The organism is Pseudomonas sp. ArH3a (assembly GCF_022648765.1).
Classification (GTDB): domain Bacteria; phylum Pseudomonadota; class Gammaproteobacteria; order Pseudomonadales; family Pseudomonadaceae; genus Aquipseudomonas.
Window position 1 is genome coordinate 1,910,299 of the sequence record NZ_CP080330.1, and the last position, 22,410, is coordinate 1,932,708.

At 60.9% G+C, this 22,410-nt stretch carries 18 protein-coding genes; 9 read left to right on the forward strand and 9 right to left on the reverse strand.

Features of this window, described 5'->3' with window-relative positions:
- Positions 1-2: 2 nt before the first annotated feature.
- The gene (locus K0P33_RS08580; RefSeq protein ID WP_094951576.1) at positions 3-1,700 is read right to left on the reverse strand and encodes a molecular chaperone HscC; all 1,698 of its coding nucleotides are present in this window, start codon (positions 1,698-1,700) and stop codon (positions 3-5) included.
- Between the two features lie 111 nt (positions 1,701-1,811).
- Between K0P33_RS08580 and K0P33_RS08585 the strand changes: the two genes are divergently transcribed.
- Positions 1,812-2,342: a hypothetical protein gene (locus tag K0P33_RS08585; RefSeq protein ID WP_242154831.1), complete on the forward strand. Its 531-nt coding sequence runs from the start codon at positions 1,812-1,814 to the stop codon at positions 2,340-2,342.
- Positions 2,343-2,424: 82 nt separating this feature from the next.
- Here the strand turns inward: K0P33_RS08585 and adeC are convergent, their stop codons facing one another.
- Genes adeC through K0P33_RS08600 form a run of 3 tightly spaced genes read right to left on the reverse strand, consistent with a single transcriptional unit; the run spans position 2,425 to position 8,198 of the window.
- Entirely contained in the window at positions 2,425-3,882 is a 1,458-nt protein-coding gene (gene adeC / locus K0P33_RS08590) for an AdeC/AdeK/OprM family multidrug efflux complex outer membrane factor (protein ID WP_094951578.1), read from the reverse strand.
- On the reverse strand, positions 3,879-7,040 hold the full coding sequence (locus K0P33_RS08595; RefSeq protein WP_242154833.1) for an efflux RND transporter permease subunit: 3,162 nt from the start codon (positions 7,038-7,040) through the stop codon (positions 3,879-3,881). The genes adeC and K0P33_RS08595 overlap by 4 nt, the downstream gene beginning before the upstream one ends.
- A gap of 3 nt (positions 7,041-7,043) precedes the next feature.
- Positions 7,044-8,198: an efflux RND transporter periplasmic adaptor subunit gene (locus K0P33_RS08600; RefSeq protein WP_242154835.1), complete on the reverse strand. Its 1,155-nt coding sequence runs from the start codon at positions 8,196-8,198 to the stop codon at positions 7,044-7,046.
- A gap of 286 nt (positions 8,199-8,484) precedes the next feature.
- Between K0P33_RS08600 and K0P33_RS08605 the strand changes: the two genes are divergently transcribed.
- Positions 8,485-9,117, forward strand: coding sequence for a TetR family transcriptional regulator (locus K0P33_RS08605; protein ID WP_094951581.1), 633 nt, complete (start codon positions 8,485-8,487; stop codon positions 9,115-9,117).
- A gap of 422 nt (positions 9,118-9,539) precedes the next feature.
- Here the strand turns inward: K0P33_RS08605 and K0P33_RS08610 are convergent, their stop codons facing one another.
- Genes K0P33_RS08610 through K0P33_RS08620 form a run of 3 tightly spaced genes read right to left on the reverse strand, consistent with a single transcriptional unit; the run spans position 9,540 to position 12,133 of the window.
- Positions 9,540-10,595 (reverse strand): alkene reductase, encoded by a 1,056-nt coding sequence (locus K0P33_RS08610; RefSeq protein ID WP_242154836.1) that lies wholly within the window; start codon positions 10,593-10,595, stop codon positions 9,540-9,542.
- A 31-nt stretch (positions 10,596-10,626) separates the two neighbouring features.
- The gene (locus K0P33_RS08615) at positions 10,627-11,793 is read right to left on the reverse strand and encodes an MFS transporter (RefSeq protein WP_242154839.1); all 1,167 of its coding nucleotides are present in this window, start codon (positions 11,791-11,793) and stop codon (positions 10,627-10,629) included.
- A 10-nt stretch (positions 11,794-11,803) separates the two neighbouring features.
- Positions 11,804-12,133, reverse strand: coding sequence for a helix-turn-helix transcriptional regulator (locus tag K0P33_RS08620; protein WP_094951584.1), 330 nt, complete (start codon positions 12,131-12,133; stop codon positions 11,804-11,806).
- Positions 12,134-12,288: 155 nt separating this feature from the next.
- Here K0P33_RS08620 and K0P33_RS08625 point away from each other — a divergent pair, with 155 nt between their 5' ends.
- Positions 12,289-12,873 (forward strand): ACP phosphodiesterase, encoded by a 585-nt coding sequence (locus tag K0P33_RS08625; protein ID WP_094951585.1) that lies wholly within the window; start codon positions 12,289-12,291, stop codon positions 12,871-12,873.
- A 268-nt stretch (positions 12,874-13,141) separates the two neighbouring features.
- Here K0P33_RS08625 and K0P33_RS08630 read toward each other — a convergent pair whose 3' ends face one another.
- Positions 13,142-13,933, reverse strand: coding sequence for a lysophospholipid acyltransferase family protein (locus K0P33_RS08630; protein ID WP_242154840.1), 792 nt, complete (start codon positions 13,931-13,933; stop codon positions 13,142-13,144).
- Positions 13,933-14,688: an L-ornithine N(alpha)-acyltransferase gene (olsB, locus tag K0P33_RS08635; protein WP_003172415.1), complete on the reverse strand. Its 756-nt coding sequence runs from the start codon at positions 14,686-14,688 to the stop codon at positions 13,933-13,935. Before olsB ends, K0P33_RS08630 begins: the two co-directional genes overlap by 1 nt.
- A gap of 185 nt (positions 14,689-14,873) precedes the next feature.
- Between olsB and K0P33_RS08640 the strand changes: the two genes are divergently transcribed.
- From K0P33_RS08640 to K0P33_RS08665, 6 genes are all read left to right on the forward strand, one after another.
- Complete coding sequence (locus K0P33_RS08640; RefSeq protein WP_242154842.1) at positions 14,874-15,956, forward strand: serine hydrolase; 1,083 nt, start codon at positions 14,874-14,876, stop codon at positions 15,954-15,956.
- The gene (locus tag K0P33_RS08645) at positions 15,953-16,267 is read left to right on the forward strand and encodes an amidase (RefSeq protein WP_242154844.1); all 315 of its coding nucleotides are present in this window, start codon (positions 15,953-15,955) and stop codon (positions 16,265-16,267) included. Before K0P33_RS08640 ends, K0P33_RS08645 begins: the two co-directional genes overlap by 4 nt.
- A 1,208-nt stretch (positions 16,268-17,475) precedes the next feature.
- On the forward strand, positions 17,476-18,651 hold the full coding sequence (locus K0P33_RS08650; protein WP_242154847.1) for a M20 aminoacylase family protein: 1,176 nt from the start codon (positions 17,476-17,478) through the stop codon (positions 18,649-18,651).
- Positions 18,652-18,710: 59 nt separating this feature from the next.
- On the forward strand, positions 18,711-20,021 hold the full coding sequence (locus tag K0P33_RS08655; protein WP_094953051.1) for a citrate-proton symporter: 1,311 nt from the start codon (positions 18,711-18,713) through the stop codon (positions 20,019-20,021).
- Positions 20,018-21,460 carry an amidase gene (locus tag K0P33_RS08660; RefSeq protein ID WP_242154849.1) on the forward strand — a complete coding sequence of 481 codons (1,443 nt, stop codon included), beginning with the start codon at positions 20,018-20,020 and terminating at the stop codon, positions 21,458-21,460. The genes K0P33_RS08655 and K0P33_RS08660 overlap by 4 nt, the downstream gene beginning before the upstream one ends.
- Positions 21,461-21,524: 64 nt before the next feature.
- Complete coding sequence (locus K0P33_RS08665; RefSeq protein ID WP_242154851.1) at positions 21,525-22,283, forward strand: helix-turn-helix domain-containing protein; 759 nt, start codon at positions 21,525-21,527, stop codon at positions 22,281-22,283.
- Positions 22,284-22,410 lie beyond the last annotated feature (127 nt).

A 22,410-nucleotide genomic window follows, 5' to 3' on the forward strand; every position in this document is an offset into this window, starting at 1 on the left:
TCTCAGCGCCAGAACCCGTTGTCGAGTTGCTCAAGTTGACGGGTCAGCTCGCTGCGGGCCTCACGGATCCGGCGTTCGTCCTGGGTGTCGAGCACTTGCTGAAACTGTGCGGCCCAGTGCCCGAGCTGCTCACGCAATTCGCCGAGGTTTTCCTGGTAGAGCCGTTCGAGGCGGGCGGTCAGCACCGTGTTGACCTGCTGGTCGCGTGGGTGAATCTTCAACAGCGCCAAGGCTTGCAGGCGTTGCTGGATCTCCTGCGGGCTGAGCACGCCGGGGTTGTTCTCGATCACCAGCGAATGCTGCTCGCCGGTCAGCGGGATGTTCACCTGGGCTTCGAGCAAGCCGTTGTTGTCGTAGGTGAAGCGCACGTCCAGTGTGACTTCGCCGGCCTTGCGCTTGGGCACGGTGATTTCCAGCTGGCCCAGTTCGATGTTGTCTTTCACCAGGCGGCTTTCGCCCTGGTAGATTTTCAGCAACACGCGGGTCTGGTCGTCGTAGAGGGTGACCACACTCTTGACCCGGCTCACCGGCACGCTGCTGTTGCGTTCGATCAGCGGCAGGTAATGCCCGCTTTCGATATGGCCGCCGTACTGGTTCGAGGTTTCGATGCCCAGGGTGTAGGGGCAGACGTCGGTCAGCACGATCTCTTCCAGTGCCGCCGAACGAGCTTTGAGCGCCGCCTGAATCGCCGCGCCGTGGGCAACCACCTGGTCCGGGTCGAGGCTGATGGACGGGAAACGCCCGAACAAACCAGCGGCCAGTTTGCGCACCAGCGGCATGCGCGTGGTGCCGCCGACCAGCAGGATTTCATCCAGGTCGCCCACCCGAATTCGTGCATCACGCAGGGCGCGTTCGATGGGGGCGCGCAGGCGTTCCAGTAGCGGCGTGTAGAGCTTGGCGAGTTCGGCCTGGGTGATGGTTTTGGCCCACTGCTGGCCGTCGACGCGCAGGGCGAACTCGGCGCTGTCGTCCTGGCCCAAGGCTTTGCGCACGCGCTCGGCTTCGCGGCGCAGGGCCTGCAACACACTGCTGGTGGGCGGGAAACCCTGAGCGTTGCGCTGGCTGTCGACGAAGTGTTCCAGCAACAGGGTGTCGAAGTCTTCGCCGCCCAGGAAGTTGTCGCCGGCGCTGGCGCGTACTTCCATCACACCGTCGAACAGCTCGATGATCGACACGTCAAAGGTGCCGCCGCCGAGGTCGAACACCAGGAACGAGGTTTCCTTGTCACGCTGGTGCAGTCCATACGCCAAGGCAGCGGCGGTGGGTTCGTTGATCAGCTTTTCCACGTTGAGCCCCGCCAGTTCACCGGCGATGCGCGTGGCTTTGCGCTGGCCGTCGCTGAAGTAGGCGGGCACGCTGATCACCGCTTCAGTGACGGTGTGGCCGTAGGTGCGCTCGATGTCTTCTTTGAGGCTTTTGAGGACCAGCGCCGACAGCTCTTCGGGGCGGAACGAGCGGTCGCCGAGGCGCACTTCGGTGGCACTGCCCATGTAGCGCTTGAACAGCGACGTGGTCAGGTGCGGGTGGGTGTGCAGGCGTTCCTTGGCGGCTTGGCCGACCAGGATACGGCCTTGATCATCCAGGCCGACCACGCTTGGGGTCAGCAACTGGCCAAGGGCATTGGGCACCATTTCGGCGGCATCGCCGCGCCATACGGCGGCCAGGCTATTGGTCGTTCCCAGGTCGATTCCTACGATCATTACGACAAGCTCCCTCTGTGGTCTGTAAGAATCTGTTACCAATTTTACCCTGAAAGGTTGAAGGGAGCGCAAGGTGCACTCAACTCGTCAGGTTCAGGTGTTCAGGGGCAGGTGTCTACTGTCAGGGTTGACAGTAGACACCTGCTTTCAAAGGCCTATTTTGGGGAGGGTGGCAGTTACTATCAGGTCTTGAAGAGAGAATGGATCATGAGCTTTGGATCAGGTATAGGGAGTTTTTTAACCACTGTGAATAAGTTCAGTGGGGAATTGATCAACGCAGATGGCGAGAAGATCGCGCTTGATTTCGATAGCGTCAAGTTGAGCTACATTGAGGATTATCAATTTTCCTTTAGCTTAGGCCTTGAGGACAATCCTGGTTCGAAAAATGAACTGACCCTTGAAGCGGGCAAGCTCCAGCTTGAACCGAGGCAGACATACCCCATCGGTCCAAAACTGCCCATAAAGGCCAGCTTTGGGTGGGAGGGCTATATCGAGTACCTCCCGCCGGACTACTCGGGGAGTTTGAGTATCGAAGACATCTCTGAGGACGAGAATGGCAAGATTGGTTTGACTGTGAGTTTCTCTCTCTATTATGGAGAGGAAATGGAGGTCAAGTTCTCGACGCTTAAGTTGAGTACATGAACCCATTTTGAGGGTGAACAAAAAGCCGAGACATAAAAAAACCGCTTCCTGTGAGGGAAGCGGTTTTTTTACGACAGCACGATCAGAACAACTTCAGTGCCGGTGCTTCTTCTTTCAACGGCTCGTTCTTCGCGGTCTGCTCATTCCAGCCACCGCCGAGGGCCTTGTACAGGTTGACCTCGCTGTTGAGCTGCGCCAGGCGGTCGGTGATCAGCGATTGCTGGGCACTGAACAGCTGGCGTTGGGCGTCGAGGAACGTCAGGTTGCTGTCGACACCAATGCGGTAGCGACGCTCAGCCAGGCGGTAGTAATCCTGGTTGGCCGCGACGAAGCCACGTTGGGCATCCAACTGCTGCTTGTAGGTCTCACGCGCGGCGAGGCCGTCGGAAACTTCCTGGAAGCCGGTCTGGATCGCCTTCTCGTAGGTCGCCACGTTGATCTCTTTCTGAATCTTCGAGTAGTCCAGGCTTGCGCGCAGGCTACCGGCGTTGAAGATCGGGATGTTGATCTGCGGGGCAAACGACCAGGTGCCCGAGCCGCCTTTGAACAGGCCGCCCAGGGTCGGGCTGGCAGTACCGGCACTGGCGGTCAGGCTGATGCTTGGGAAGAACGCTGCACGTGCCGCGCCGATATTGGCGTTGGCGGCCTTAAGGTTGTACTCGGCCTGCACAATGTCGGGACGACGTTGCAGCAGGTCCGATGGCAACCCGGCTGGCACTTCGCTGAGCAGGTTATCCGACAGCGGCTTGCTGGCGATATTCGCCGGCAGGCCGGTGCCCAGCAGCAGGGTCAGGTTGTTTTCGTCCTGGGCCACCTGGCGGGTGTAGCGCGCCAGTGCAACCCGGGCGTTTTCCACTGAGGTACGCGCCTGGCTGAGGTCGAGGGCCGAGGCCACGCCGACTTCGTTGCTGCGCGAGGTCAGTTTGTAGCTCTGTTCGAACGCGCCCAGGGTGTCTTGGGTCAGCTTGAGCAGCTCCTTGTCGGCCTGCCAGGTCAGGTAGGCGTTGGCCACACTGGCCACCAAACTGATCTGGGTGCTGCGTCGCGCTTCTTCAGTAGCGAAGTACTTTTGCAGTGCTTCTTCACTCAGGCTGCGCACGCGGCCGAACAGGTCCAGCTCATACGAGCTGATTCCCAGGCCAGCCGAGTACTGGCTGGCGATGGTCGCCTCGCCAGACTGCGACAGTTTGGCCGGGGTGCGCGAACGGCTGCCGCTGCCCGTGGCCGAGATGGCCGGGAACAGGTCGGCACGCTGGATCTGGTACTGCGCCGCGTAGGCGTCGATGTTCAGGGCCGCGACACGCAGGTCACGGTTGTTCACCAACGCGGTCTGGATCAGCTGTTGCAGGGCAGGGTCATGGAAAAACTGCTTCCAGCCCTGCTCGGCAGCGGCCTGGCCCGGCGCCTGGGCCGACGAATACGCCGGCCCTTGCGGGAACTGGGCAGCCACCGGTGCTTCTGGGCGCTGATAGTCAGGTATCAGCGAGCAGCCACTGAGCACGAATGCCGTGACGGCTAGGGAAAGTAGCGACTTGCTCATTGGCCAGCCTCTTTAGGAGTTTCAGGAGTAACTTTCTTTTTACGCTCGCCAGCAGCCGATACGGTTGCGAAGAACAGTGGCACCCAGAAGATCGCCAGGACGGTGGCGGTGATCATACCGCCAATTACGCCGGTACCGATCGCGTGCTGGCTGCCTGAACCTGCACCGGTGGAGATCGCCAGTGGCAATACGCCGAGGACGAACGCCATGGAGGTCATGATGATCGGTCGCAGACGCATGCGGGACGCTTCAATGGCTGCCTCGACGATGCCCTTGCCTTGTTCGTGCAGCTCTTTGGCAAACTCCACGATCAGGATGGCGTTCTTCGCGGCCAGGCCCACCGTTACCAACAGGCCCACTTGGAAGAACACGTCGTTGGACAACCCGCGCATGCTGGTTGCAATCAACGCACCCACAACCCCTAGCGGCACTACCAGGATAACGGCGATCGGGATCGACCAGCTTTCGTACAGTGCTGCGAGGCAGAGGAACACCACCAGCAGCGACAAGGCGTACAGCGCAGGTGCCTGGGAGCCGGACAGACGTTCTTCATACGACAAACCCGTCCACGCATAGCCAACACCCGCCGGCAATTGCTTGGCAATACGCTCGACTTCGGCCATGGCGTCACCGGTACTGTAGCCCGGAGCCGGCGTACCAAGGACTTCCATCGCCGCTACACCGTTGTAGCGCGAGAGTTTCGGCGAGCCGAAGATCCACTTGCCCGAAGCGATGGAGGACAACGGCACCATCTTCCCCGAGTCGCTACGCACGTACCATTTTTCCAAGTCTTCAGGGGACATGCGGCTGGCGGCGTCACCTTGCACGTACACCTTCTTCACACGACCGCGGTCGATGAAGTCGTTGACGTAGCTGCCACCCAAGGCAATCGCCAGGGTCTGGTTGATATTCGACAGGGTGATGCCTTGGGCGCTGGCCTTCTCGTCGTCGACGGTAAGCTCGTACTGCGGCTCATCGTTCACGCCGTTGGGGCGCACACCTGCCAGAATCTTGCTTTGTGCTGCCATACCGAGGAACTGGTTACGCGCCGCCATCAATTTGTCATGGCCAACACCGCCCTGGTCTTGCAGGAACACGTCGAAGCCGGTGGCGTTACCCAGTTCCAGTACAGACGGCGGAACGATGGCAAATACCATGGCGTCCTTGAAGGTCTGCATGAAGTAGCCCTGGGCGCGCTTGGCGATCTCGAACACCGAGTTGGAGGCGTCACGCTCGCCCCACGGCTTGAGCATCACAAATGCCAGGCCGGAGCTTTGGCCACGACCGGCGAAGTTGAAGCCGTTTACGGTAAACACCGATTTCACGCCTTTGCCTTCGCCTGGCTCGCCTTCTTTGTCGTTGAGCAGGTACGCACGCATATCGTCGATGACTTTCTGCGTACGTTCAGCCGTAGAACCGACCGGCGTCTGCACCTGGGCAAAGATTACGCCCTGGTCTTCATCGGGCAGGAACGCAGCAGGGATGCGCATGAACAGCCAGATCATGCCGACGATGATCAGCGCGTACACCAGGAACGCCGGGATCTTATGCTTGATCATGTTACCCACGCCGCGCTCGTAGCTCAGTACGCCACGGTCGAAGGTGCGGTTGAACCAGCCAAAGAAACCACGCTTGGGTTGGCCGTGTTTTTCCGGGTCGATCGGCTTGAGCATGGTGGCGCACAAGGCCGGGGTGAAGATCAGGGCAACCAGTACCGACAACGCCATGGCCGAAACGATGGTGATGGAGAACTGTTTGTAGATCACACCGGTAGAGCCGCCAAAGAACGCCATCGGCAACAGTACCGCCGACAGAACCAGGGCAATACCCACCAGGGCGCCTTGGATCTGGCCCATGGATTTGACCGTCGCCTCCTTGGGCGACAAGTGTTCCTCGGCCATCACCCGCTCGACGTTTTCCACCACGACGATGGCGTCATCCACCAGCAAGCCGATGGCCAGGATCATGCCGAACATGGTCAGGGTGTTGATGGTGAAACCGAACGCGGCCAGGATCCCGAAGGTGCCCAACAGCACCACCGGTACGGTCATGGTCGTGATGATGGTGGCGCGGAAGTTCTGCAGGAACAGGAACATCACCAGGAACACCAGCACGATCGCTTCGACCAGGGTGTCGACTACACCAGAGATCGACTCGGTCACAACCGGGGTGGTGTCATACGGCACCACCGCCTTCATGCCTGGCGGGAAGAACGGTTCAAGCGACGCTACGGTGGCGCGGATGGCCTTGCCGGTGTCCAAGGCGTTGGCGCCCGAGGCCAGCTTGATCGCCATACCGGAAGCCGGCTTGCCGTTGAACTGCGCAGCGATGCTGTAGTTCTGACCACCGAGTTCAATACGCGCGACATCCTTCAGGCGTACCTGTGAGCCGTCGGTATTGACTTTCATCAGGATATTGCCGAACTGCTCCGCAGTCTGCAGGCGGGTCTTGCCAATGATGGTCGCGTTCAACTGAGTGCCGGGCAGGGCTGGCAGGCCGCCCAGTTGGCCGGTAGCCACCTGCACGTTCTGCGCCGAGATCGCCGTGCTGACATCCACCGGCGTGAGCTGGTAGTTGTTCAGCTTGGCCGGGTCCAGCCAGATACGCATGGCGTACTGCGAACCGAACACCTGGAAGTCACCCACACCCGCGGTCCGCGAAATCGGATCCTGGATGTTCGACACGATGTAGTTGGACAAGTCGTCCTTGGTCATGCTGCCGTCTTCCGACACCAGACCGATCACCATCAGGAAGTTCTTCACCGACTTGGTCACGCGGATACCCTGCTGCTGCACTTCTTGCGGCAGCAGTGGGGTCGCCAGGTTCAGCTTGTTCTGCACCTGAACCTGGGCGATATCCGGGTTGGTACCCTGATTGAACGTCACGGTGATGGTCATGCTGCCGTCGGAGTTACTGTCCGAGGAAACATAACGCAGGTTGTCGATACCGTTGAGCTGTTGCTCGATCACCTGCACCACGGTGTCCTGCACGGTTTGTGCAGACGCGCCTGGGTAGGTCACCTGGATGTCGATGGCGGTCGGCGCGATGGCCGGGTATTGGTTGATGGGCAACTTCATGATCGAAAGTGCCCCGACCAGCATGATCACCAGGGCAATTACCCAGGCGAAAATGGGACGGTCGATAAAAAATTTCGACATGGGTTACTCCCCTTTGCCGGCAGCGGCAGCAGGAGCAGCAGCACTGCCAGCATCGGCAGGCTTGGCGTTGTCGGCCGGCTTGACCTTGACCTCGACGCCCGGCTTGACGTACTGCAAGCCTTCTGTGATCACACGGTCACCGGCGTTCAGGCCTTTTTCCACCAGCCAGTAGGCGCCGTAAGTGCGGTTGGCCACCAGTTCACGCTGCTCGACCTTGTTGTCGGCGTTGACGATCAGCGCCGTTGGAATGCCTCTCAGGTCACGGGTCACGCCTTGCTGCGGAGCCAGGATGGCCTTGCTGTTCACACCGGCTTGCAGTTGGGCGTGTACGAACATGCCTGGCAACAGTGTGTGCTCAGGGTTAGGGAACACGGCGCGCAGCGTCACGGAACCGGTGGTCTGGTCGACCGACACTTCCGAGAACTCCAGCTTGCCATCCAGACCGTAAGCGGTGCCGTCTTCCAGGGTCAGCTTGACCTTGGCAGCGTTGTCGCCGGCTTTTTCCAGCTGACCGCTTGCCAGGTCGCGGCGCAGTTTCAGCATTTCAGCCGAAGACTGCGTGACGTCGACGTAGATCGGGTCCAGTTGCTGGATCACGGCCATGGCATCGGTCTGACCATTGCTGACCAGCGCGCCTTCGGTGACCGAAGAACGGCCAATCCGCCCGGAGATCGGCGCGAATACTTTGGTGTAACGCACGTTGATCTGGGCGGTTTGAACGTTGGCTTCGGCGGTCATGCGATTGGCGACGGCGGTGTCGTATTCCTGACGGCTGACGGCTTGCTCATCGACCAACTGCTTGTAGCGGTCGCTGATGGATTTGGTCTGGGTCAGGCTCGCTTGTGCGCTTTTCAGGGTGGCGTCATACACCGACGGGTCGATCTGGTAGAGCTGTTGCCCTTCCTTCACGTCGCCGCCTTCCTTGAACAGGCGCTTGAGAATGATGCCGTTGACCTGCGGCCGAACTTCCGCAATGCGATAGGCCGTGGTGCGGCCCGGCAGTTCGGAGGTCAGGGTAAAGGCTTGCGGTTGAATAGTGACCACGCCGACCTGAGGGGTTTGAGCGGGCGGAGCCGCTTCTTCCTTTTTACATCCGCTGAGCAGCGATGCCAGGGCGACGGCAGTGACCAGAGCGGTAACAGCTGGCTTAAGTTGCATGAAGATCCTCGGGTCAGGCGCGCAGAATGCGCACAAGAAGGGTGGAAGGGTAAAAATCAAGGTGTGAGTGGATAAGTAGCTTGCTACGCAATATACTTACGTTCATGGTTGTTTGTAAACTCTTGACAGGCTTCGCAGATTGTTGACAAAGCAGCTGCCAAAGCCTCGATTTTAGTACGTTCGGTGCCCATGACGGTGTCGTCCCACAATTATTCAGATGATCGTTACCGCCTATTAAAGCAGCGTTACCGAGCGTCCCAAGTATTCTGATTGAGGTTTTACTGCCATGGTTCGTCGCACCAAAGAGGAAGCTCAGGAAACGCGCAGCCAAATTCTTGCCGCCGCCGAACAGGCGTTTTATGAGCGCGGCGTCGCGCGGACCACGTTGGCGGACATTGCGGCGCTGGCGGGTGTGACGCGCGGTGCTATCTATTGGCATTTCAGCAATAAGTCCGATTTGCTGCAGGCACTGCTCGACACGCTGCACGAACCCCTGGATGAATTGGCCCGGGCCAGTGAAAGTGAGGAAGAAGCCGACCCGCTGGGCTGTATGCGCAAGCTGTTGATTCATCTTTATCATCAAGTGGCCCTGGACCCGAAAACCCGGCGCATCAACGAAATCCTGTTTCATAAGTGCGAGTTCACGGATGAAATGTGTGACATGCGGCGCCAACGTCAAACCCACAGCTTGGAATGCAACCTGCGTATCGGCCTGACCTTGCGCAACGCGGTCCATCGCGGGCAACTTCCGGAAAATCTGGACACTACGCGTGGCGCGGTGTGCATCCATGCCTTCATCCACGGCTTGATTGGCCAGTGGCTACTGGTACCCGACAGCTTCCAACTGCATCAGGATGCCGAACGCTGGGTTGATGCGGGGCTGGACATGCTGCGCTTGAGCCCCAGCCTACGCAATTAAGACAAAATGCGTAATTACATCCAAGTGTGTCAATAGTAAAGACCAGAGACAGTCAATCGTCCCTTCGCAGGATTTGTGGGGTGACTTTATATACGTGCACGCGGGCGGTTGATAGGTAGCCGACTAAGTATTTTGTAGCGATATTGTTGCAATGCTGTGAAGGAATGTTTCCCGACCTTTGTACGATCGTTCCCATGCTCCGCGTGGGAATGCATCCTGTGACGCTCCGCGTCACGCTTTAGCAGCAGACGCAGAGCGCCCAGGACAGCGTCAAAATGTGGGAGCGGGCTTGCTCGCGAAAGTAGTGGATCAGTCAGCACATATTTAGCTGACAGACCGCATTCGATCTCTGGTGTATTCCAAAGCGCAGTAAAAAGCCCCGGTTCCTGCGAGCCGGGGCTTTTTCGTTTCAGCTTGTTGCTTTAGATCGCCAGCGTCGGGTAGTCGATGTAACCGACCGGACCCTTGGCGTAGAAGGTTTCCGGATGCGCTTCGTTCAGCGGCGCATCGGCTTTCAGACGCGCCGGCAGGTCCGGGTTGGCAATGAACGGTACGCCGAAGGCCACCGCATCGGCTTTGCCCGAGGCCAGCCAGGCGTTGGCGCTGTCCTTGGTGAAGCGTTCGTTGGCGATGTACGCGCCGCCGAAGGCTTTTTTCAGTTGTGGGCCAAGGCTGTCGCCGGCTTCTTTTTCACGCGAGCAGATGAACGCGATGCCACGTTTGCCCAATTCGCGGGCAACGTAGGTGAAGGTCTCGGCCAAGTTATCGTCGCCCATGTCATGGGAGTCGGCGCGTGGTGCCAGGTGCACCCCCACACGGCCGGCGCCCCAGACTTCGATGGCCGCGTCGGTCACTTCCAGCAGCAGGCGGGCACGGTTTTCCAGGGAGCCGCCGTAGTTGTCGGTGCGCTGGTTGGTGCTGCTTTGAAGGAACTGATCGAGCAGGTAGCCGTTGGCACCGTGGAGTTCCACGCCGTCAAAACCGGCGGCCTTGGCGTTTTCGGCGCCGACGCGGTAAGCGTCAACGATGTCGGCGATTTCAGCGGTTTCCAAGGCGCGTGGGGTCGGGTAGTCCGCCAATGGACGCACCAGGCTCACGTGGCCTTTGGGCTGGATGGCGCTCGGTGCCACTGGGGTTTCGCCGTTCAGGTAGGACGCGTGGGAGATCCGGCCGACGTGCCACAGTTGCAGAACGATCTTGCCACCCGCGCCGTGCACGGCCTTGGTCACATTGGCCCAGCCGCGTACCTGGTCGTTGGACCAGATGCCCGGAGTGTCCGGGTAGCCCACGCCCAGCGGCGTCACGGAGGTGGCTTCGCTGAGGATCAGCCCGGCTGAGGCGCGCTGCACGTAGTACTCAGCCATCATCGCGTTGGGTACGCGACCTTCATCAGCGCGGCAGCGGGTCAGCGGCGCCATGATGATGCGGTTCGACAGTTCCAGGTCGCCCAGTTTGATTGGATCGAAAATAGTCGTCATGGGATAACACCCTTCTCTTTAAGTGAATTGCTCAGTGGGTCGCAGGGGCCAGGCCGGCATCGCCGCTCTGACGGAAAGTAATCAGGGTGACCAGCAGGGCCAGAATCGCCAGGGCCGCAGCCGCCAAAGGCACGCTGGTCAGGCCAAAGCCGTGGGCAATTACGCTGCCGCCGACCCAGGCGCCGAGGGCGTTGCCGATGTTGAAGGCGCCGATGTTCAGGGTCGACACCAGGTTCGGTGCGGCCTTGCCGAAGGTCACCACGTTGATTTGCAGCGCCGGTACGGCGGCGAACGACGCAGTGGCCCACAGGAACAGGGTGATTTCAGTTGGGATTACCGCGACGCTGGTCCAGGTCAGCACGGTGGAGACCACCGCCATGCTGATGAACACGCCTATCAAGGTGGCCGCCAGGCGTTTGTCCGCCAGCTTGCCGCCGATGATGTTGCCCACGGTCAGGCCCAGGCCGATCAGCAGCAGCGTCCAGGTCACGCCTTTGGGCGACACGCCGGTGACATCGCCGAGCAGTGGGGCGACATAGGTGAAGAGGGTAAACATGGAAGCGGCGAACAGTGCGGTCATGGTCAGCGACAGCCAGATGCCGGCGCCTTTGAGGGCGGCGAGTTCGGCGCGCATGTCGAGTTTTTCTTCGTCACGCTTGGCCGGCAGGAAGCGGATCAGGCCGATCAAGGCGATCACGCCAATCACGGTCACCGCCCAGAAGGTCGAGCGCCAGCCGGCCTCCTGGCCCAGCGCGGTACCCAGTGGCACGCCGAGCACGTTGGCCAGGGTCAAGCCGGTGAACATCAAGGCCACAGCCGAAGCACGCTTGTTGGCCGGTACCAGGTTGGCCGCAACCACCGAACCAATCCCAAAGAACGCGCCGTGACACAGCGCAGTGACTACACGGGCAACCATCAGCACGTTGTAGTCGCTGGCCAGTGCGCAGAGCAGGTTGCCGACAATAAAGATGCCCATCAACGCTACCAGGGCGGCCTTGCGTGGCAGCTTGGCGGTGGCCAGTGCCATGAAGGGCGCGCCGATGGCCACGCCCAAGGCATAGCCGGTGACCAGCCAGCCAGCGCCGGGAATCGACACGCCCAAGTCCGCCGCCACATCGGGCAGCAAGCCCATGATGACGAACTCGGTGGTGCCGATGGCGAAGGCGCTCAGGGCCAGTATGAGTAGCGAGAGGGGCATTATCTTTCCTTTATAACAACGTTGCGCTGATATCAGCGCTGAGTTCGGTGGTGAGCGCCGCGAGGAAGGCTTGGATCACTTCGTCATTGCGTTTGAAAAAGTGCCATTGCCCGGCCTTTTGGCTGCTGATCAACCCGGCCCGTTGCAAGGTCGCCAGGTGGGCCGACACGGTCGACTGGGACAAGCCGCAGCGCTGGTCGATCTGCCCGGCGCAGATGCCGTATTCATGGTTGTGCACTTGCTCGGGGAACTGCACTTTCGGGTCTTTCAGCCAGGTGAGGATGTCTCGTCGTACTGGGTGCGCCAGGGCTTTTATTATTTCGTCGAGGTCGATGGGCATGGCAGGGTGCTCGGTTGCGTAAAACGTTATATCGCGATGAGGCGAACTTTAAATCGTTACATTCCGATACACCAATATGCTTTTGATCTTAGGACCGGCCATTTCGGTATATCGGGTTATAACGATACGTGGATGGCAGTGCTAGACTGCGCGGCATGAATTATCTCGCACATCTGCACCTGGGCGGCCAACTTCCTGCACAACTGCTGGGCAGCCTCTATGGTGACTTCGTCAAAGGCCGCCTGCAGGGCCAGTTCAGCCCGCAAATCGAGTCGGCTATCCAACTGCATCGCTCCATCGACCGCTTCACCGACAGCCACCCGCTGGTTTGCGAGGCGTTGTCACGCTTCAGCCTGACCCGCAAGCGCTATGCCGGTATTGTCCTCGATGTGTTTTTCGACCACTGCCTGGCGCGGGATTGGGCGCTGTATGCCAACCAGCCCCTGGAACACTTTACTGCGCAGGTGTACCGCGTGCTGGCGGCCGAACCGCAGCTGCCTGGGCGGCTGGCGCAGATTGCACCGTATATGGCGGAGGATGACTGGCTGGGTTCGTACCGTGAGTTCGCGGTGATGGAGCAGGTGTTGCGCGGGATTTCGCGGCGCCTGACCCAGCCCGAGGAATTGAGGCATGCCATGCACGAGTTGCGGATTCTGTATGAGCCGCTGAGTGAAGACTTTCGGCTGTTCTATCCTGAGTTGCAGAAATTTGCACAATCCCACCTGACGGTTGAGATTTAAACCTGTGGGAGCTGGCTTGCCTGCGATAGCGGTCTGTCAGTCGATAATGGTGTTGCTGACTCACCGCCATCGCAGCATAGGTATCTACACATCTTTTTATGGGTTGGATTCTTTGGTTGTCGCGGGGGTGCTGGGTGCATATCCGTTACCGCAGCAACGGATATGTACTCAATCTACCTAAACCATCACAGGCTAAAAGAAACACAAAAAGTTGCGTAGATACCCATGGCCATAGCAGGCAAGCCACCTCCCATATTTTAAAGTGTGTTCATGCTGCAAATGCAGGCCGAGCCGCCACTTGCTCCGTCTCCGGCAACGGCCCAAACAACGCCTTCTGCACCGCCTGCTGCGCCTGGAACGCCAGCGCCGCGCGTTCCTGCCCGGCACAGGCAATTGGCGTGAGCACATGGATTTCCACATCGCCCTGGTCATTGGCAAACAGGCGCATCAGGTGCGAGAGCAAATCATCGTCGCCAATAAACGGCGCCAGCGGGTCCACTTGCCCATCGCGTAGATAACGAATCGCCACCGGTTGCAGCGACACATCGGCATCAATCGCACTGGCCAGTAAACGCCCGTGAAAGGTGCGCAGACTGCGCCCGTCGGTGGTGGTGCCTTCGGGGAACATCAGCAGCGGGTGCTGGTGTTCCAGGTGGCGAGTCATCTGCTTGCGGATGAGCTGGCTGTCGCCCGAACCCCGGCGGATAAACAGGCTACCAGCCTTCGCTGCCAACCAACCCGCCACCGGCCAGGTGCGCACTTCGGCCTTGGACAAAAATGACAGCGGCGTGACCATGCCCAGCAACGGGATGTCGGTCCAGGACACGTGATTGCTCACCCACAGCATCGGCGTTTGCGGCAACTCACCGTGCACCGTTACGCGAAAGGGCAGGGCGTGGGTCAGCCGCGCCATGAAAAACCGCGACCAACGCTGGCGCCGTACCATCGAGTTGGCCACGCCCAAACGCTCGAACACACCAAACACACTGGCCATGCTCAAGCCCAGCGCCACCACCAGCAGCACGCGGGCAATGCGCCCGTACACGCGCAGGCGGCCCATCACATGGCCGCCTTGAAGTGGCGGGCGTAACGCGGGCACAGCTCGTCGCGCTTGAGCAGGATAAATACGTCGGCTACTTGGAAATCTTCATCCCAGCACGGCTCGCCGCAGATCTTCGCGCCCAGGCGCATATACGCCTTGAGCAGCGGCGGCATTTCCGCGATCACGTTGGACGGCAGATCCAGCGCCGGCAGCGGCTTTTTCGGCTCGGCGCGCAGGTGTTCGTTGCACAGGTAGCGTTCGCGCAGGCGCTGCATGATCGCGTGGGCTTGGATGCCGCCGTCGTGCATCGGGATGCTCGCGCAGCCCATCAAGTAGCTGTAGCCGCCTTGATTCAACACTTCGGCCAACTCGCCCCACAACACGGCGATGGTGCCGCCGTTGCGGTAGGCCGGGTCGACGCACGTGCGGCCGATCTCCAGGATCGGGCCTTGCAGATGCAGCAGGCCGTGCAGGCTGAATTCTTCTTCGCTGTAGAACCGGCCCAAGGTGCTGGCCGCCTGGTGGTCGAGCAAACGGGTGGTGGCGACCAGTCGACCGCTGTTCAAATCCCGCACGCCAATGTGGCTGCAGTGAACATCATAGTCATCCATGTCCAGACCCAGTTCCGCGCCTTTCAGCTTGGCGTTGAACTCGCCGCTGAACACGTTGAACCGCAGGGCCTGAGCTTCCTGCAGCGCCTGTGCGCCAACCAGGCGTTCGGCTTGCAGACGGCGTTCATTGCCGGTGTCGCTGATGCGGGCGATCTGAGTCATGGCGAATCTCCGAGTGCCGGCCACGTTTCGGCCGGTCGACTTGTTTGTCCAAACTCAGGCTATGTAGGCTCGGTGTCAGCGCCATGAAGTTACGGTGACGCTTAGATGACAGCCCCCGATGTAGCAAATCTGTCATGCGCCTCGGCTAGGCTCGCGGGCTTGAATGCCCCCTTGAGTTTGCGTCCATGGTCCGAGGCTTGTTGTGCGTTGCCCTGCTGTTCTTCACCGTTGCCGCCCATGCCGAAACCTGGCCTGACAAGGACTGGGCCCAGGGCACAGCACTCTCAGGACCCGCTGTCGATGCTCTGAATGCCTACGCGTTTCCAACCCGTGACGACGCCACCCGCCAAGGCATTCGCACTGACGCGCTGCTGGTGATCCGCGACGGCGAAGTCATCTACGAACGCTACGCCGCGCCCACCACCGCCAGCACGCCGCACCTGACTTGGTCGGTGAGCAAAAGCCTGATGGCCACGGTGCTCGGCGTGGCCTATGGCGAAAGCCGCTTCAAACTCACCGACCCCGCCGCACGCTTCTACCCGCCGATGAAACAACACCCCAAAGTCACCCTGGCCGACTTGCTGCACTGGGCCTCGGGCCTCGACTGGCAAGAAGACTACGAATACGCCCCGCTGAAATCCTCCGTCGTGGCGATGCTCTACACCCGTGGGCGCGCCGACATGGCCGAGTTCGCCGCCGACACCGAGGCTGTCGCCGCACCGGGCCAGGCCTTCCGCTACTCCAGCGGCGACAGCAACATCCTGTCCGCCGCCCTCAAAGGTATGCTCGGCCACAAGGCTTATATGAATTACCCGTGGGATGCGCTGTTCAAGCCGCTGGGCATCCACAACGCCATCTGGGAAACCGATGCCGACGAAACCTTCGTCGCTTCCTCTTACGCCTACCTCACCGCCCGCGACCTCGCGCGCGTCGGCCTGCTGATGGCGCGTGACGGCCGTTGGGGCGAGCAGCAATTGCTGCCCAAAGAGTGGGTCGCCTTCAACCGCAAGCCCTTCGACAACTACAAACCCGGCCAGGACGAAGCCGTGCCCGGCGGCCAATGGTGGCTAAACCTCGAAGTGCAAGGCGCACCCCGCCCGTGGCCCGCCGCCCCCGCTGACACCTTCGCCGCCCTCGGCCACTGGGGCCAGGCGCTGTTTGTGATACCCGACAAACACCTGGTGATCGTGCGCTACGGCGATGACCGCGACGGCAGCTACCGCCATAACGAACTGCTCAAACGCGTGCTTGCGGCGGTGCAACCATGATTCGTCGTCACCCGTTTATCAGCGTTTTTCTGCTGCTGTTACTCGCCTTGTTCGGCTGGGTGTGGCATGAGCGCGTCAACCTGCAAGCCTTCCCCGACATCATCGCGGCGTATACGGCCAAGGAGTACTGCTCGTGCCGGTATGTGGAGAACAATCCGGCGGAGTATTGCCTGGGGTATGTGAAGCAGTACGTGCCGACCAGTGCGTTTACCGATAAGCCGCAGCGCAGTGAAGTGACGGCGAGTGGGTTGGGGCGCACGCATACGGCGCGCTGGCTAGGTGATCGCCAAGGCTGCCGCCTGAGTCCCTGATACACCCCAAATCCCCTGTGGGAGCTGGCTTGCCTGCGATGGGCATAGGTATCTACGCAACGCTTTGTGTGGTGCTGAGCTTGTGATGGGTTTAGGTAGATTGAGTACATATCCGTTGCTGCGGTAACGGCTTCGTATGGTTCCGCTCTTACAGCGGGTCACTTTTGGCAAACGCCCCAAAAGTAACCAAAAGGTCTTTGCCCCACCACTCGGTGCCTCGCTAAGGCTCGGCATGCCCGCACTCCGGCCATCGTGGTTAACGGGGCCTGTCAGATCAAGATCAAAATCTACAGCACGGCGGCCTAGTAGCCGACCTGAGTGGTTGAAGCAAAAGCAGGGCAAAAACAGGGCAAAAACAGATCAGAAGCAGAGCTGCTTTTCTGTGGGAGCTGGCTTGCTTGCGATGCAGACACCTCGGTACATCAGTAAGACACAGCTGATGCCTTCGCAGGCAAGCCAGCTCCCACATTTGTCCGAGTACACACATCTACCTGATGTACTGAGCTCAAAATGTGGGAGCGGGCTTGCTCGCGAATGCGGTGGGCCATTCACCAGATACATCAACTGACACACCGCCATCGGGAGCAAGTCGAACCGTCGCACCGCCCCTCCCACAATTCAACCCAGTCCAGTTTCCAGGATCAGGTCGGCTGTCAGGCCGCCGTGCTGTAGATCTTGATCTTGATTTTGATCTTAGGCGCCCCGTTAAACCACGCTGGCCGAACGCAGGTATTACGGAGCGGGTAAACCGGCAGGACGCCGGTTTAGCCGCGACGGGGCAGGGACGGCCCGTCGCGGCGGCCCGCGGAGTAATGCCGGAGAGAGGGCACACCGAGCCGGAGGCGAGGTGCCGAGTGGTGGGGCAAGAGCCCTTTTGGTTACTTTTGGGGCTCTTTTCCAAAAGTGACCCGCCGTAAGGGCGGAACCCATTTCAGCCGTTACCCAAACAACGGATATGTACCCAGCGCCCCCCACGACAACCGCAGATGTGTAGATACCTATGCTGCGATGACAGCGGCACAAACAACAGTGATGTTGACTGACCTCCCGCTGTCGCAGGCAAGCCAGCTCCCACATTAGATGTGCGCTAACTGCCCTCAGGTTCCACCCAGTGGAACCACCTTTGATTGTCCTCCCGCCCACATCGCGGTTAGCTGGCGATGTGTCGCAAACAAGAACGGGAACACCCGCCTGTGAGGAGAATCACCATGCGCCCACACCAGCACATTCTGGATTGGCTCAGCGACGTCGCCAGCGACTTGCACGCCGTGCGTCAGGACATCCACGCCCACCCCGAACTCGGCTTTGAAGAGAACCGTACCTCGGCGCTCGTCGCGCAAGCCTTGAAAGGCTGGGGTTATGAAGTACACACCGGCATCGGCAAAACCGGTGTAGTCGGCGTGCTGCGCAATGGCAGCAGCCCGCGCACCCTCGGCATTCGTGCCGATATGGACGCCTTGCCCATCATCGAAAATACCGGCGCGGCCTACACCAGCCAGCACGCCGGCTGCATGCACGCTTGCGGCCATGACGGCCACACCACCATGTTGCTCGGTGCCGCGCGCTACCTGGCGGCGACGCGGCAATTCGACGGCACCGTGAACCTGATTTTCCAACCCGCTGAAGAAGGCCAGGGCGGCGCCGAGGCTATGTTGGCGGACGGTTTGCTGGAGCGTTTCCCGTGCGATGGCCTGTTCGGCATGCACAATATGCCGGGCTTACCGGCCGGGCATCTGGGCTTGCGAGTCGGGCCGATGATGGCCTCCCAGGACTTGCTCACCGTGACGCTGGAAGGCGTCGGCGGCCATGGTTCCATGCCGCATTTGAGCGTGGACCCGTTGGTCGCGGCCGCGAGTATGGTCATGGCGTTGCAGACGGTGGTGGCGCGCAATATCGACACCCAGGAAGCCGCCGTGGTCACGGTCGGCGCGCTGCAAGCGGGCCAGGCGGCCAACGTGATTCCTCAGCAAGCCCTGTTGCGCTTGAGCCTGCGCGCGCTCAACCCCAAGGTGCGCGAACAGATGCTGGAACGGGTCAACGCGATTATCCAGACCCAGGCCGCGAGCTTCGGCTGCACGGTGCAGATCGAACACCGCCCGGCCTACCCGGTGCTGGTCAACCACGCCGAAGAAACCGAATTCGCCCGGCAAGTCGGCGTCGCCTTGCTCGGCGCCGATGCGGTGGACGGCAACACCCGCACGCTGATGGGCAGCGAAGACTTCGCCTGGATGCTGCAACGCTGCCCCGGCAGCTACCTGTTTATCGGCAACGGCGTGTCGCGGCCGATGGTGCATAACCCCGCCTATGACTTTAACGACGACATCCTGCTGACCGGCGCCGCCTATTGGGGCGCGCTGGCCGAGAGCTGGCTCAAGCCTGCCTGACGACCTCACCTTTTCTGCCGCTGGCCCCTTTCCCTTATTGGTTGAATGGAGTGTTCCTCATGCAGATTTCAAAACCCGGTGTTTCCCGCACCCACCAGGTGGTGGCGGCCGTGATCGGCAATGCGCTGGAATGGTATGACTTCATCGTTTACGGCTTTCTGGCCAGCATCATCGCTCGGCAGTTTTTCCCGTCGCAGGATGAGTACGCTTCGCTGTTGATGGCCTTGGCCACTTTTGGCGTGGGCTTTTTCATGCGTCCGGTGGGCGGCGTACTTTTGGGGATTTACGCCGACCGCAAAGGCCGCAAGGCAGCGATGCAACTGATTATCCGGCTGATGACCGTGTCCATCGCGCTGATCGCCTTCGCGCCTAATTACGCCGCTATCGGCATGGGCGCGCCGCTGCTGATCGTGGTGGCGCGCATGCTTCAGGGCTTTGCCACCGGCGGTGAATACGCGAGTGCCACGGCGTTTTTGGTGGAAAGTGCTCCGGCCCATCGCAAGGGCTTGTATGGCTCGTGGCAGTTGGTGGGGCAGTGCCTGGCGGTGTTTGGCGGCGCGGCGATGGTGGCGTTGGTCACGCATTTCTTTTCCCCCGAAACCCTCGACCTGTGGGGCTGGCGCGTGCCGTTCGTGTTGGGTTTGCTGATCGGCCCGGTGGGGTTGTGGATTCGCCGGCACATGGAGGACCCCGAGGAATTCATCGAAGCGCGCAAGCAGGCGACCGGCCCGGCGCCGAGCTTGATGGACGTGATTCGCGCGCATCGGCGCAGCATCCTCGTCTCCATGGGTTTGGCCTGCGGGGCGACGGTGTCGTTTTACGTGGTGCTGGTGAACATGCCGACCTTCGCCCACAAGAGCCTCGGCTTGCCGCTGGACCAAGTGTTGATGGTGCAGATGTTTGCGGTGGCGTTGATGACCGTGGTGATTCCGCTGTCCGGCCTGCTTTCGGATCGCCTGGGACGGCGGCCGGTGTTGATGGCCTTCACCCTGGCGTTCTTCGTGATGGTCTACCCGTTGTATGCGTGGGTGGCCGCGGCGCCGTCCATCGAACGCTTGCTGGTGATGCAAGTGATGCTGTGCACGGCCATCGGCGGCTTCTTCGGCCCGGCGCCGACGGCATTGGCCGAGCAGTTTCCCATCGAGGTACGCTCGACCGGCGTCTCGGTCGCCTATAACGTGGCCGTCATGGTGTTTGGCGGCTTTGCGCCGTTGATCGTGACCTGGCTGACCAAAGTGCTCGGTACGCCGGTTGCGCCAGCGTTTTACGTGTTGTTCGCTTGCGTGCTGACGCTGCTGGGCACTTACTGCATGCATGAGGCCCCGCGGGCGAAAAAACCGCTGCCGTTTTCAAGTGAGGTGAAGCCTTGAGCATTGTTGATTGGGATGCCACGCAGCTGTCGCGAGCGATCCATGCGCGGCAGGTGTCGTGTGAAGAGGTGATGCAGGCGTACCTGGCGCAGGTCCAGCGTTTCAACCCAAGCGTCAATGCGCTGGTGTCGTTGCGCGATGCCGATGACGTGCTGGCTGAGGCCCGCGCCTGTGATCGCGAGCTGGACCAGGGCCAGTCGCGCGGCTGGATGCACGGCATGCCCCAGGCGATCAAGGACCTGGCGGCCACCCAGGGCTTGCGCACCACCTTAGGCTCGCCGTTGTTTGCCGAGCATGTGCCCACCGAAGACGCCATCAGCGTGGCACGCGTGCGGGCCAGTGGCGCGATCATCATCGGCAAGACTAACGTGCCGGAGTTTGGCCTCGGCTCGCACACCTACAACACCTTGTTCGGCACCACCGGCAATGCGTATGACCCACGCCTGGCCGCCGGCGGCAGCAGTGGTGGGGCGGCAGTGGCGCTGGCGCTGCGTATGCTGCCGGTGGCTGATGGCAGCGACATGATGGGCTCGCTGCGCAACCCGGCGGCCTTCAACAACGTGTTTGGCCTGCGCCCATCACAAGGGCGCGTGCCCCATGGGCCGATGCCGGAACTGTTTGTACAGCAACTCGGCACCGAAGGCCCGATGGGCCGTAGCGTGACGGATGTGGCGCGGTTGCTGAGCATCCAGGCCGGTTACGACCCTCGGGTGCCGTTGTCCTCCAAGGACGACCCAAAGGTACTGGGCCAACCCTTGCAGCGCGACTTCAAGGGCGCGCGCCTCGGCTGGCTGGGGGATTACAACGGCTACCTGGCGATGGACGACGGCGTGCTGAGCCTGTGTGAATCTGCCCTCGCTGATTTCGCCACACTGGGCTGCGAAGTGGAAAGCTGCCAGCCGGACTTTTCCATGGCGCGCCTATGGCGCAGTTGGTTGGTGCATCGCCATTGGCTGGTGCACGGCAACCTCGGCGCGGCCTACGCCAACCCGCAAAAGCGCGCATTGCTCAAACCTGAGGCGCAATGGGAAGTGGAGGGAGGCCTGGGCTTGAGCGCCCAGCAGGTGTATCAGGCGTCGGTGGACCGCAGCGAGTGGTACCGCGCCTTGGCCAAGCTGTTCCAGCGTTACGATTTCCTGTTGCTGCCCACCGCCCAAGTGTTCCCTTTCGATGCACAACAACCCTGGCCGCGCCTCGTGGGCGGGCGTGAAATGGACACCTATCACCGTTGGATGGAAGTGGTGATCGGCCCCACGCTCGCCGGTCTGCCGAGCATGAGCATCCCCGTGGGCTTCAACCCGCAGGGTCTGCCCATGGGCTTGCAAATCATCGGCCCGGCCCAGGCCGACCGGGCGGTGCTGCAATTGGCTTACGCCCACGAACAGCTGACGCAGTGGGTGCAGCGCCAGCCGCCGGCGTGTCTTGAATCGACGCGTTGAGCGGCAATCGGGCCTGTATTTTGCTGCGAACAATGATCATCCACCGGCAACAGGGAGATCGAACATGGAGACAGGCACCGTCAGGTCGGTTGAGCGCGCACTCGCCATCGTCGAGCTGCTCGGCGAACACCAGGCCTTGGGGCTGGAGGAGTTGCATTACCTGACGCGCCTGCCCAAGGCCACGGTGTCGCGCATGTTGTTGACCTTGCAGGACCAAGGCTGGGTCTATCGCGGCCTCAGCGATCGCCGTTACCGACTGCGCGCCCAGCGCTTGTTCGGTGACACCCAGCAACGCTTCAAGCGCCAGGTGGTGGAACGCGCCGCGCCCTGGCTGTTGGAGCTCAGCGAGCGCACCGGGTTGGTGGTGGATTTATCCTGCTTCGATGGCGAGCGCCTGGAAGTCATGGAGAGCGCGATTCCCAACGTGTTGCGCAAGCTGTACCCAAACAATTGCCAGATCGTCGGCCAGCACGCCAGCCTGTTTCACTCGGCAATGGGCAAGGCGTGCCTGACGCAATTGCCCCCGGAGGAGGTGCAACGCCTCGCAGGCCGTGATCATGTAGCGGCCGATGAGCAGGTGCATACCTGCGAGCAAACCCAGCATCAAGGGTTCGGTCAGCGCACCGAAGGCTATTGGGAATACACGGTGCGCCTGCCGTTCCTGATTCGCGCGGTGGCCTTGCCGGTGCAGGCCAATGGGCGGCTGGTGGGCAGCATGGCGTTGCACTGGCCGATGCATCAGGCGCCGGTGGAGCGCGTATTGAACCTGCACATGGCCAGTCTGGAAGCGACAGTGCGCGATGTGCAGCGGGCGTTGATCTGATAATCGCCGCCGAACCAATGTGGGCGCAGGCAAGCCAGCGCCCACCCTGATCGGCTTTGTCAGTTGCATTGCGCCCGGCACCCGGCACAGTTAAGGTTCATCCAGGTTTTTTGCCCCATGAGTTTCT